The sequence below is a fragment of the Streptomyces sp. NPDC001604 genome, assembly GCF_042893475.1.
GTDB lineage: Bacteria > Actinomycetota > Actinomycetes > Streptomycetales > Streptomycetaceae > Streptomyces.
On record NZ_JBIAUY010000002.1, the window covers coordinates 749,673 to 761,971 of the forward strand.

12 protein-coding genes are annotated in these 12,299 nt (G+C 69.1%); all 12 read left to right on the top strand.

The window, feature by feature from the left end:
* The first annotated feature begins 27 nt into the window (after window positions 1-27).
* The 12 genes from ACFY1E_RS08700 to ACFY1E_RS08755 all read left to right on the top strand — a co-directional run bounded on the left by ACFY1E_RS08700 (window position 28) and on the right by ACFY1E_RS08755 (window position 12,237).
* Window positions 28-264: a helix-turn-helix transcriptional regulator gene (locus tag ACFY1E_RS08700; RefSeq protein WP_389073011.1), complete on the top strand. Its 237-nt coding sequence runs from the start codon at window positions 28-30 to the stop codon at window positions 262-264.
* A gap of 475 nt (window positions 265-739) precedes the next feature.
* The gene (locus ACFY1E_RS08705) at window positions 740-1,258 is read left to right on the top strand and encodes a hypothetical protein (RefSeq protein WP_389073012.1); all 519 of its coding nucleotides are present in this window, start codon (window positions 740-742) and stop codon (window positions 1,256-1,258) included.
* A complete protein-coding gene (locus ACFY1E_RS08710; protein ID WP_389073013.1) occupies window positions 1,255-1,656 on the top strand; it encodes a hypothetical protein in 402 nt (133 codons plus the stop codon). The genes ACFY1E_RS08705 and ACFY1E_RS08710 overlap by 4 nt, the downstream gene beginning before the upstream one ends.
* Window positions 1,657-1,723: 67 nt before the next feature.
* A complete protein-coding gene (locus tag ACFY1E_RS08715; protein ID WP_389073015.1) occupies window positions 1,724-4,396 on the top strand; it encodes a hypothetical protein in 2,673 nt (890 codons plus the stop codon).
* Window positions 4,397-4,639: 243 nt separating this feature from the next.
* A complete protein-coding gene (locus ACFY1E_RS08720; RefSeq protein WP_389073017.1) occupies window positions 4,640-4,873 on the top strand; it encodes a hypothetical protein in 234 nt (77 codons plus the stop codon).
* A gap of 11 nt (window positions 4,874-4,884) precedes the next feature.
* Window positions 4,885-5,142 (top strand): hypothetical protein, encoded by a 258-nt coding sequence (locus ACFY1E_RS08725; protein WP_389073019.1) that lies wholly within the window; start codon window positions 4,885-4,887, stop codon window positions 5,140-5,142.
* Window positions 5,143-5,556: 414 nt separating this feature from the next.
* The gene (locus ACFY1E_RS08730; RefSeq protein WP_389073022.1) at window positions 5,557-5,880 is read left to right on the top strand and encodes a helix-turn-helix domain-containing protein; all 324 of its coding nucleotides are present in this window, start codon (window positions 5,557-5,559) and stop codon (window positions 5,878-5,880) included.
* A gap of 363 nt (window positions 5,881-6,243) precedes the next feature.
* On the top strand, window positions 6,244-6,531 hold the full coding sequence (locus ACFY1E_RS08735) for a WhiB family transcriptional regulator (protein ID WP_389073024.1): 288 nt from the start codon (window positions 6,244-6,246) through the stop codon (window positions 6,529-6,531).
* 86 nt (window positions 6,532-6,617) lie between these two features.
* A complete protein-coding gene (locus tag ACFY1E_RS08740) occupies window positions 6,618-7,265 on the top strand; it encodes a hypothetical protein (protein ID WP_389073025.1) in 648 nt (215 codons plus the stop codon).
* Between the two features lie 317 nt (window positions 7,266-7,582).
* Window positions 7,583-7,738 (top strand): hypothetical protein, encoded by a 156-nt coding sequence (locus tag ACFY1E_RS08745; protein ID WP_389073027.1) that lies wholly within the window; start codon window positions 7,583-7,585, stop codon window positions 7,736-7,738.
* Window positions 7,739-7,797: 59 nt separating this feature from the next.
* Window positions 7,798-8,214 carry a hypothetical protein gene (locus tag ACFY1E_RS08750; protein WP_389073029.1) on the top strand — a complete coding sequence of 139 codons (417 nt, stop codon included), beginning with the start codon at window positions 7,798-7,800 and terminating at the stop codon, window positions 8,212-8,214.
* Between the two features lie 3 nt (window positions 8,215-8,217).
* Complete coding sequence (locus ACFY1E_RS08755; RefSeq protein ID WP_389073031.1) at window positions 8,218-12,237, top strand: phage tail tape measure protein; 4,020 nt, start codon at window positions 8,218-8,220, stop codon at window positions 12,235-12,237.
* Window positions 12,238-12,299 lie beyond the last annotated feature (62 nt).

Genomic DNA, 12,299 nt, shown 5'->3' on the forward strand with positions numbered 1-12,299 from the left:
CGTGGCCAGGCCTGCCATGCTGGCCACATGACAGCCACAGCGCTTCGCGTTCGTGCTCGTCTGCGCCTGCGCCAGGACCTCCCGGACCCTGCGGAGCGACGAGCCATTCGTAAGGCGGCGGGTCTCTCGCAGGGGGAGCTCGCCGAGGCCATCGGAGTCACCCGGCAGGCCGTCAGTCACTGGGAGGGCGGCACCCGCACTCCGACGGGCGTCCTGCTCGACCGTTACGTGTCAGCCATCCGCACCATGCGGGGCGCAGCATGACGGCCAGCTGGACGCGCGAGGCAGTGGAGGCGCTCGGCCCGACCACGGACGTGCCCACAGTTGCGTCGATCTTCGGCGTCAACAAGGACACCGTGTACGCGCAGATCCGTCGCAACGAGTGGACCGCTACCCGAGTGCTCACGCTCGGCCGGAAGATCAAGATCCCGACTCGGGACCTGATCACCCTCCTCTACGCCCCGGATTCCTCGCGTGACGAGACCGAGCAGCAATGTGCATCAGGGCCACATAACCCCACTTCAGGACCCATGGAATCGCAGTCTGAATGCGGTTGCAGGGTTGGGGAATCGGCCGTGATCCGGCCCCTCCGAGGGGCATGAAACGGCCCCTCTCGCGCCGGCATTTGGGGTGCCGACGAGAGAGGGACCTCAGCAACAGACCCACCTACAGCGAAGCCCCGGGCTCATCGCTCGGCAGCGACCCAGGGCTACGCGGAACAGATCGGGGATCCATCACCATGCAGAAGCTTACGACCAGCCCGACCGCCACCGCCATCTGCTCCGAGCAGGGCCGCGAGCGCGCTGCCCTGTGCGACACCGACGGCGCCCGCGAGCACAGCGAGTCGCTCCTCACCCCCGCACAGTCCACACCTGTCCTGGATGACGGGCTCGGCGCCGGAATCACCGCCCCCGTCGAGACCGAACTCCGGGACATCGACGACCAGTGCACACCCCGCGAGAACGAGGAACTGCCGTTCCTCGCCGCGCAGATGGTCGTGTCTGAGTACCGGCCGCAGGCCTACGGTCGGCACACCAACGTGTGGTTGCACTACGGCCGCACTACCGGAACCCTCACCCCGGCCAAGGCCCGCGAGGCGCTGGAAGCGATGCGTACCTTCGTCGAGCGCTTCGCAGCCGTGGTCGACCTGGCCGAGGAGACCGCGGCCGGCGACTTCAACGGCGACCCGGAGATTGAGCGCCTCGACCGCGAGGCCGAGGGCCGGCGGATCCGCGCCATCACCGAGGGCCGCAGGTGACCACGCGCACCGGCAACGGCCGTCCCCGCCTGGTCGCTTCGGCGGCCGGGCGGGGGCCCGCAGTCGACGTGCGGTGCCGTCTCCGGCTCAAGGTCGACCGGTACGGCTGCATTCAGCCCAGGTCCATCGACAGCCGCTCCGGTCTCATGAACATCTACGGAACCGGCGCGGTCGTCGAGGTCGATCTCGGCCGAGGATCCTGCCTCACCTACTACGACGCGGACCTGATCGCCGAGAACCTCGCCAAGTGCGCCGCGATCCACATCGTCAGCACCGAGGCGTACGGCGAGCGGCCGCGCATCGAACGTGGCACGGCCTACAACGCGGACGGCGCCGTCGTCGTTCTGCGGTGGGCCATCGAACGCGCGGCGCGCCGCAGAGGCGCCACCGCGTGCTGAACACCCCCGACTTCCACTGCTCCCGCCACCGCGCGGGAGCGGAGGCACACCCCCCGGAGCGCGACGAGTGAACGACGAGCAGCAGCCGCTCACCGCAGACCCCCAGGTCATGCGGGACTGGCTGACGCACCTGTACGGCGGGTGCCCCGGGCTCCTCAGCGTGTGCTCGGATGCCGACGGTTGGGCCGGCCGCCGCTTCTCCACCGACGAGGCCAGTATCGCGGCCGCCGTGGAGTACGCCGTGAAGTTGGACCGGCGGCGAGCGAAGGGCATCTATGCCCAGACCACGACGCTCCGCGAGAACCCGCGCGAGGGCCGCGGCGGCGAGGACTTGGTGCACGCGCTCACGCATCTGTGGGCAGACGGAGACTTCGGGACGATCGGCCACAAGCCCGGGCCCGACGATCTGCCCGCACCGCCGGACGCGGACGCTGTGGCCAAGGTGGTTGCGGAGTCTGGCCTGCCCGCGCCGTCCGGCTGGTCGTACTCCGGGGGCGGCTGCAACCCCGTGTGGCTGCTCGCCGAGAACCTCGTCATCACCAGCGACGAAGAACGGTCCCGGGCCAAGGAACTGACGACCGGTCTGCAGGCCGTTCTCGCCGCGCAGGCGTATCGGCTCGGATGGTCGTGGGACAGCGAGGTCGGCAACCTCGACCGGCTGATGAAGATCCCGGGGACGGTCAACCGGAAGGAAGGACTGCAGCGGCCGACTTCCCACGCCCCGGGCACAGGTGAGGTGTTCGACCTCGCCGACCTCGCCGAGGCGGTCTCAGCGCTGGTGCCCGACGCTCGAGAGGCGCTGGCTCAGGCGTCCCGCGAGAAGCAGCAGCGCAAGGCCGAGCGCAAGGGCGTGGCGGTACCGCCCCCACGGAAGGAACGGCCAACCGGGCTGCACAGCGGAGACGGCCCCCTCGACGTCCTCGCCGACATGCTCACCTTCCGTGACCTGCTCGAACCCGAGGGCTGGACGTACGTCGGGCAGACCGGCGGCCGCGAGAAGTGGCTACGGCCCACCGCCGGAGGCGACGGACCGAGCAGCGCCTACAGCCTGCTCTGCGACGACCACGTGGCCGTGAACTGGTCCGAACGCTCAGACCTCCCCGTGGGGGCGCAGCCCCCGGGCCAGAAGCTCACGATCGGCACGTTGTACGCGCACCTCAACTACGCCGGAAGCACCATCGAGGCCGCACGCGACATCCTGCGCGCAGCAGCAGGCAGGCCCACCCGAGGCCCGGCCGCACGCCTGGCGCCGGCTGTCCTGTCCGAAGTGCGGCGCCGGTGCCTGAAGGACAGCTCACGCGCCCGTGACGAGGCCGAGAGCCTCCGGGCCCTCCTCGCCGACGACCCATGGGACGGGCCACAAGACGAACCCCCAGAGGGCCCCGATGACTTGCCAGAGGTCCGCGGGCTCATCCCGGAAACGTTCTGGGTTGCACGGCCCGAACTGCGTCACATCCGGCAGGCCGGCCACTCCCGTACCCGTTCCGGCGACGTCGCCCTACTCGCGGTGCTCACCCGCCTGTCAGCCCTGGTCTCGCACCGCATCCGCGCAGACACCGGCATCGCCGGGTACGCCTCGCTGAACCTGTTCGGCGGGATCATCGGGCCGTCCGGCATCGGCAAGTCGTCCGGCGTCGAGGTCGCCGAACGGCTCATGCCCGCACCCGCAGGGCTGGACTTCCGCGACGGCCTGCCCATCGGCTCTGGCGAAGGCCTGGCCGAGGTGTTCATGGGCGTCGTCGAGGAGGAGACCGGCGAGGTCAGAAGGAGAGGCGCGACCGAGACGCCCGTCACCGTGAGCGTCCGGAAGCAGGTACGGCACAACGCGTTCTTCTACGTCGACGAGGGCGCCACGATCACCCGGCTGATGCGGGAGCGGTCCGGGTCCACACTCGGCGAGACGCTCCGCAGCGCGGCCGTCGGCCAGACCCTCGGGCAGACCAACGCCAGCAAGGACACCAGCCGTTACATCCCGAGCGGCTCGTACAGCATGGGCCTGCTGGTCGGGTTCCAGCCGGAGACCGTGGCCCCGTTGTTCGAGGAAGTCGCTGAGGGCACACCTCAACGGTTCGTGTGGGTGCAGGTCATCGACCCTGCGATCCCTGACGTCCAACCCCCGTGGCCCGGCGAGCTGCGCGTGTGGCAGAACGCCGCCATCGTGGCGCCCGGTGACGAGGCGAGCGGCTTCGTCCTGGTCACGTTCGACGAGACCATCCGGACCGAGCTGCGCGTCGCCGACCTGGCCAAGGCACGCGGCCACGTGAGCCCGGTCCTGCAGAACCCGTTCGACTCGCAGGCCCCCGTGATGAAGGTGAAGCTCGCTGCGCTGCTGGCCATCCTGGCCGGTCGGCGGCACGTGACCGTCGAGGACTGGCGGTTGGCTCAACTGCTGTGGGATGCCTCGTGCGCCACCCGGGATGCGGTCATCGACTACACCGAGGCGAAGCGGCGCGCCGAGCAGGAGAAGCGCACTCTCGCCCGCATCGAGGAGGAGGTGCGGGTTGAAGGCGCGAAGCAGGCTGCCGAGGTAGCGCGGGCGGAGCGGGCTGTCGAGCGGCTCGCGACACGGCTCGCCTTGATGACGCGGGAGAACGGGCCACAGACCCGCAAGGAAGTACGTGCGCGCACGGCCGGCCGAGACAAGAAGTACCTGCCCGATGCGTTCGCCTACGCGGTGCTGCGTGAGTGGGTCGTCGAGGCGGACGGCAAGTTCGTTCCCGGTCCTGTCCCGCCGTCATGAGGGGGGACAGACAGGGGGGACACGAGGGGGGGACATGGGGACGGGGGGACAGCGTTTGTCCCCCCTCCCTCCCCCTCACAGAGACAGAAGAAGTTCCGAATCGAAACTATTGCAAGCGCAACTAAGCCTCTGACCGGCCTAAATAGAAGATCAAGATCAAAAACTATTCGACTCGCGTACCGCGCGAGGCAAGGGGGGACAAACAGCGTCCCCCCTGTCCCCCCACCACGAACGGAGTCCCCCATGGAACCCACACGAACCGACTGGCTCATCGGTGACATCGACCCCCTCGCCGTCGCCGCCGCCTACGCCTGCGGCCACTGCAACAGCACCACCGAACTCCGCACCGTCGACAGCACGGTCCGCGCCGTCGTCCACCACGACGACAGCTGCCCCGTCCTGACAGGAGCGCTTTCGTCGGCCCCGGACGTCGTCCGCGCACTCGTCGGGCACGTCCCCGACACCTTCCGCCCCTGAACGGGGACGCCATGGCGACCAACGACATCACCGAAGACGAGGCGTTCGGCCCCGTCGGCTACCTCGCAAACGCCCTCGCCCATCTCCGCGCCGGCCACCCGATCGCCGAGCTTGACGTCCCCCTTGTGCTCTACGTCGCCCCGACTCAGGCCGACGTCGACAACGCCCGCCACATGGCGACGCACCTCGAGCGGATCGCCCAACTCGAGGTATCTCCCGAACCAACCGCCCGCAGGGCATGGCCGGGAGCAGGGAGCGAACGTGCCTGATGAGGACGTGTCGCAGCCTGTTGACACCCGGATTTCGGTCCCGGCTGTTTCATCTTCTCCGTTGGGTTGGACGGCTCGGCGTGGCGGCCCGTATCCGCACCTCCGGTTGGACGCCAGCGTCAAGGCCACTGAGGGGCTGGCGGTGTTCGAGCTGGTGCTCGGCCGGCACTTCACCTTTCGCCAGGCCGCTGCTCAGCTCGGCATGAGCCCTACGACTGCGTGGCGACGCTACTGGTGGTTCATGGACTGGACGTTGCCGGGGCGGTGGGGGCGGAAGGCGGGGCGGCTGCCGCCGATGCGGGGGACGCGGGCGTGTCCGCGCGGGCGCCCGTACATCGATGAGTTGGACGGGCCGAGTGGCCCGCTTTACCAGGGAGGAATCGAGGGATGACCAGGACGGACCCGCGGAAGCGTATGGACGCGCTGGTGTTGCTGGCTCAGGGCTGCAGCTTTCGGTCTGTGGCTGCCGAGTTGGAGGTGTCGGCGGGCACGGTCAGCCGTTGGGCGAAGGAGCCGGTGTTCGTCGCTGGGTTGGCTCGGGTGAAGGCGGCGGTGGCGTCCGCGAGGGTCGACGCGGACGCTGCGTTGGCGGTGTTCGAGGAGGTGGCGCGCAGTCTCGAACCGCCGGGTCATGGTGGGCCCGTGGTGGTGTCGATCCCGGCTGGCGCGTCGCCGCGGCGGGCCCGCAAGTTGGTGGCGCAGGGCGTGGCTCGTGCGGTGGAGAGGGGCCTGCAGTGAACGGGTACGACCTGGCGGCGGTGGTCGTCGTTTGTGTGACGGCGGTCGTGGTGACGCTGCTGTGGGCGTTGGTGAGGGCGGGGCAGCGGGTTGGGCCTCCGTCTGGTCCGGGGCCGGTGAGGATGTCGGATTCCGAGGCGTTGCGGCAGCGGCTCGGCGAAGCGGTTCAGCGGGCTCGTGAGGGGGGCGTGTGGTGACGGCGGTGGATGAGTCGGCGGCGTGGGCTCGCGAGGAGTTGGCGCACCTGGTGGATGTGCCGGAGTACGGGTCGTCGGAGTGGCATGGGCTGGAGCCGTCGGATCCGCGGCGTCAGGCGGCGCTTGTCATTGCGGCGGAGCGGTGGCGTGAGGGCCAGGTGTCCGTGTGACTGGCGTGCGTCCGGGGCTGGTCCGGCTCGGCGTGCCGGGGTTCGTGGTTGAGGCGGATCTGCCGGTGCCGTGTGGCATAGCCCCTGACGAGTACTTCGCGAAGGGGACGCGGCCGGCGCAGGCCCGGGAGTTGTGCTCGGGCTGTGGCTACCTCGAGGCCTGCCGTGCCTACGCGATGGCGCGGCCGGGGCTGTGGGGTGTGTGGGGCGGGACGACGCGGCGTGAACGGGAGCGGCGTCAGGTGCGCGCGGAGCGCTCCCCGCCGGCTGTGCGGGTGCGGTAGGAGCGGGATGGATGCGACCTGGGCGGGCGTGTGCCTGCCGGGTTACCTGCAGAGATCGACAGTTGGTAACGGAACGGAGTAGAAGAATGACGACCCTGGTGACGGAAGAGCAGGTCAAGCAAGCGGAGCAGGACGCCGAGCGGGCCGAACAGGCGAGTCTCGCGGCGGACAAGCTGTACGTGAAGGGTGCGGGGAGCACGCAGGCGTACGAGGAGCAGCAGAACGCCCGTCGGCGTGCCGAGCAGGCGAAGAAGCGGTTGGAGAAGACGCGCACCGACTATGCCGAGCAGGAGACGCTTCGGGCGGCCCGTGCGGAGTTGATGCAGACGGCGACGAAGGAAATGGCGCCGGTCTTCCGGAAGGTCGCCAAGTCTCGCGAGGAGGCTGTGTCGGCGCTGGCGGCCGCGAGGACGGCGATGGGGAAGGCGCTGGAGGCGGCGGGCACGTATGACGTGCTGGTGCGGGAGGCGGCTGGGGAGTTGGTGAATCGGGGCCTGCGCGGGGAGTACGGGGAGCAGACGGGCGGCTTGTTGGACGGGTCGCTCATGGTGGCGGGTGAGCGGTGGAGCTCCGTTGACGCGCCGGGGGTGCTACTCGTGCTGTTGGGGGAGGCGGTTCGGGCGGCTGGTGGCCGGCACCGGTTGGGTGTGGTGCCGCAGGCGGCGTATGTCGGGCTGGCCCAGCAGCGGGCGACGCGGGAGTTCTTGGATCGGCTTGGCGTCACGCAGGGTTGAGCAGGTCGCGGTGCCCGGTGTCCTGGTGGATGCCGGGCGCTGTTGTTTTTGTGGGGTCCTGACAGTGCACGGGCTCGTGTGGTTCTTCTTGCTCAGCATGGCGGAATGTGGAGAATCTTCGGTGTGCGCGCCACAATTCGGGAAGACCTTCAGTATTTACGCAGGTAGAGCCGTAAAATCTGCGCATGGCAAACGTGCATGCGCACGGGGATGCGCTTCCGAAACTCCCCCTCGATCGGACGGTGCCGCCTCGTGAGCGTGCGGCCGTTCTCCTTGCTCTTGGTGGAACCTCCACAATCGCGGGCCGCGTGCTCGGCGTGGATCCATCCACGGTGCGCCGCTGGCGGCTGCGGGAGGAGTTCCGTGGGGAGGTGGCGCGGCTGCGGTTGCGGCTGGTCGGTCACGACCCTGCGGGCGCGCTCGTTGCCCTGTCCGGGCCTGCGGTGGGCGACGGCAGCGAGGCGGCCCGGTGAGCCGCCGCAAGCTCCACAAGCCGCGCAGGCGGCCGAATCGGGGCGCCGGGAGCGTGGCCATGGTGGCTGAGCGGATCGCCCGCGAGGCGCCCGAGGGTGTGCGGGCCCTCGTCGTCTCCGACTACACGTCCGGCGAGTCGGTCTGGGTCGACGGCCTGAGTGAACGGGTCCTCACCGCAGACATGCCGCGGTGCCAGCATCTTGAGCGCCAGGGTGGCGAGGGCTACGTGTACGCCTCCGAGGGCTACGGGCGTTGCCTGACCTGCCACCTCGGTTCCGTGGCAGGCGCTCGGGGCGAGGTGTCGAGGTGTGGGCGCTGCCGCGCGGCAGCAGGACCAGTGCCGTTGCAGCCTGTCGCGGTCCAGATCGGGCGGTGGCTGCTGTGCTCGGCCTTGTGCGGTCTGTGCGCGGAGTTCCTGCTGTACGAGGGCCGTCGGTCGGCCGGCGCGGCCGGTTCGGGCAGCGGGAGGCGATGAGCGATGCCGAACGTTGTGGAAATCCTGGTCACGGCCAAGGATCTGGCAGGTCCCACCCTCAAGCGCGTCGAGTCCCAGGTCGCCGGCACCAGCTCGGCGATGAAGGCCTTCCACAAGACGGCGATGCTCGCGGGCGCAGGGTTTGCTGCGCTCGGCGCCGAGTCGGTGAAGATGGCGTCCAAGTTCGACGCCAGCATGACCCTGCTGCACACGCAGGCCGGGGTGTCGCAGGACAAGATTGCGGGCCTGAAGCGGGGGGTCCTGCAGCTGGCGGGGAAGGTCGGCCAGGACCCCGACTCGCTGGCGGAGTCCCTGTTCCACGTTGAGTCGAACTTCGAGTCGATGGGCATCTCCAGCAAGAAGGCGCTCGCGCTCACCGAGACTGCGGCGAAAGGCGCCACGGTCGGGCACGCCAAGCTGGTGGACGTCACCAACGCGCTGACAGCGGCGGTCGCGTCTGGCATCCCTGGCGTGAAGAACTTCGACCAGGCGATGGGCGTCCTGAATGCCACCGTGGGCGTCGGCGACATGAAGATGCAGGACCTCGCGAACGCCTTCGGCAGCGGCATGGTCGCCACGGTGAAGGGCTTCGGCCTCAGCATCACCGACGTCGGCGCCGCCCTGGCGGTTTTCGGCGACAACAACATCCGCGGCAGTCTGGCGGGCAACCAGCTCCGCATGTCCGTCATGGCCCTGGCCCATCCCGTGGCCACCGCGGGTGACGCACTCCAGAAGCTGGGCCTGACGCAGACCACCCTCGCCACCGACATGCAGCATGGCGGCCTCAAGCTCGCGCTGGAGGACCTGGTCGCCCGCATGCACAAGGCCGGGATCTCCTCGAAGGAGCAGGGCCAGATCATCACCGAGGCGTTCGGCCGCAAGGCGGGCGCTGGCCTGAACATCCTCGTCGGGCAGATGGACCGGCTGGAATCGAAGTACCCCGCGCTGGAGAAGGGCGCGAAGGGCTTCGGCCAGTCGTGGGCCGACACGCAGAAGACGTTCGCGTTCCAGACGAAGCAGCTCCAGGCGTCGTTCGACGCGCTGATGATCACTGTGGGCGAGAAGCTCATCCCGCCGGTGCAGTCCTTCGTCAACCTCATGCTGCAGAACAAGACCGCCACCGTCGGCACCGTCGCTGTCCTGGCCGGACTCCTCACCGCGACGGTGGCTGTGTCCGCGGCGATGAAGGCCGCCGCCGCCGCGCAGGCCCTGTGGGCCGCCGGCGGGAAGGCTGTTGCCGCACTGCAGGGCGTCTTCGAGGGTGTGGCCCTGCGCGCGATGTATATGCGGGAGGCGTTCGTCGCGGCCGGCGGCGGGGTGGCCGGGCTGAAGGCTGCGTTCGCGGAGTTGGGGGCGGTCGGGAAGGCTTCGCTGGTGATCGGCGGTCTCGCGCTGCTCGCCGTGGGCGTCTCGAAGATCGCCGATCTCGGCAAGACGGCGCCGCCGGACATCGACAAGCTGACGACGTCCCTGGATCACCTGTCCTCGTCAGGGAAGTTCGGCGGCGAGCTGGCGAAGACATTCGGCAACATGGACGGCCTGATCGAAAAGGTCAAGCAGCTCAACGCAGAGACGGAAAGGACGAAGAAGGCCCAAGAGGGGGTCTTCGGTGCCCGGATTCCCGTTGCGGACGACATCGCTGACTGGGTTGCAAACAAGCTCACCCCTATCACCAGGGGTAGCAAGTCTCTTCAGGCGTTGTCGGGCGACTTCAAGAGCCTCGACGAGGCCATGTCGGGCCTGGCGTCCGGCGGCCATGCGGCGGTCGCGGCGAAGGACTTCGACATGATGTCGCGCGCCCTCAAGGGCGCCGGATACAGCACGAAGGACATCACCGCGCTGTTCCCGAAGTACCAGGCGTCGCTGGCCGGGTTGAAGGGTGACCAGGAGGTCGCAGCCCAGTCGATGGGCTTGTTCGGGAAGCAGGCGCTGGCCACGCAGGCGGCGCTCGATGCGGAGTCTCAGTCGGCGCAGGGCCTCGAACAGTCGATCATGGCGCTTAACGCGGTCCACCGCGCGGCATTCGACGCGGAGACGGGCTTCTACCAGGCGATGGCGGACGCCTCGAAGGCTGTGAAGGAGAACGGGCGCACCCTCAGCCTCAACAGCGATGCAGGCCGTAAGAACCGCGACGTGCTGAGCCAGTTGGCGGCGAAGACCGAAGACTACGTCGACAAGCTGAACAAGCAGCACTTCGCTGCGGACAAGATCGACAAGGTGTATCAGCAAGGCCGGAAGAACTTCATCGACACCGCGATGGCGATGGGGGATAGCGCGGCTCAGGCCAAGAAGCTCGCCGATGAGCTGCTGAAGACACCCGAGGCGATGAAGCTCCAGGTCAGCGTCAACAAGGCGGCCGCGCAGAAGGACATCGACGCGTTCAATGCGGCGGTGAAGAAGACGCCTGGTACGAAGTCCGTGACGTTGTCGACGTTGTCGAAGAGCGCCGAGCAGGTCCTGACCCAGTTCGGCTACAAGGTCACCCACCTGAAGAACGGCAGCGTGAAGGTGTCGGCGGTCACGGGCAGTGCACTGTCCCAGATCCACAACGTGCAGGGCGCCGTCAACAGCCTGCACGGAACAACCATCAAGATCACGACGGTTTTCGACCAGATCGGCTCAGCGCCGAGTACAACCGCGGACGCACTACGGCAGCAGGCCCAACGCTTCAGCAACGCGCACGGCGGCCTCGTGCGGCGGGCGTCCGGCGGCGCGGTGCAGCACTTCGACGGCGGCGGCTACATCGACGGCCCCGGCTCCGGCACGTCGGACAGCATCCTCGCGACGTTCGCGTCCGGGGCTGCGGCCCGCGTGTCGAACACCGAGTACGTGCTGCAGTCCTCGGCCGTCCGCAAGTACGGCGTCCATTTCCTCGACGCCCTCAACCAGGGGCGCCTGAAGCTCGCCGCGTTCGCTCGGGGCGGCCTCACTTCGGCGGAGAAGGACGCCCGCAGCGCGCTCAGCGGCGAGTTCGGCATCTCCTACTTCGGCCGTCTCGCCGGGTATCAGCGCACCCCGTTCGAGCACGGACTGGCCGCGCCGTCGGACGTGTCCGCCCTGGTGGACGCCCTGAACAAGGCCGCGGGCGAAATCCGGGCCGCGACTCGCGGCCGCACGGAGACGCACCTGTTGAAGGAGCTCGATGGAGTCGGCAAGTCGCTGATCCGGCATGAGCAGGCCCTCATCAAGGTCAACACCGCGCTGGACGCGGCCAAGACCAAGCTCACCAGCCTGAAGGACGCCGCCTCACAGCTCGCCGACAGCGTGAAATCCGGCATCGTGTCGGGCGGCGGAATCATGACGGCCGGGCAGAACTCCGGCGCGTTCACAGGCGCGGGCGGCCTGGTGCAGCAGATGGGCGTCAACGCCACGGCAGCGCGGAACTTCGCGGCGATGCTCGCCGCACTGAAGAAGCGCGGCCTGAACGCCCAATCCCTCTCCGAGATCGCACAGGCCGGTGTGACGGGCGGCTCCGAGATCGCGCAGCGCCTGCTGTCCGCGTCCCCCGGGGACATCAAGCAGATCAACACGTTCGAGAAGCAGCTGACGGCGGCAGCCGGCGCAGCCGGGAAGACCAGCGCGGACGCCATGTACAGCGCGCAGATCCGCGCGCAGGACAAGCTCGTGCACAGCCTCGGCCGGCAGCAGGCGCGGCTGGAGCGGGCGATGGACCATCTGGCGGCCGTGATGGAGCGGTCGCTGTCGAGGGCGCTCGGGCGCAGGGCATCGGGCGGCATCGTGGGCGCGGCCGCGTCGGGCGGGGTGCGTGGCGGGCTGACGTGGGTGGGCGAGTACGAGCCGGAGCTGCTGGAGCTGCCGGTCGGGTCGCGGGTGCATTCGGGGCCGGACTCCCGACGGATGGCCGCTTCTGCGGGGGGCGGGGGCGGCCGGGTGGTGCAGGTGAATCTCGTGCTCGACGGCAAGACGGTCGCGCGGGCGCTGATCGACCCGCTGCGGGGGGAGATCCGTCACATCAATGGGGGCGATGTGCAGGGCGCGCTCGGGCGGGGCCCGGTCAGGTAACGAAGGAGACAACAGGTGTTCATGCGACCGCCCCACCCCGGCGAGGGGGTGGGGCGGCTTGC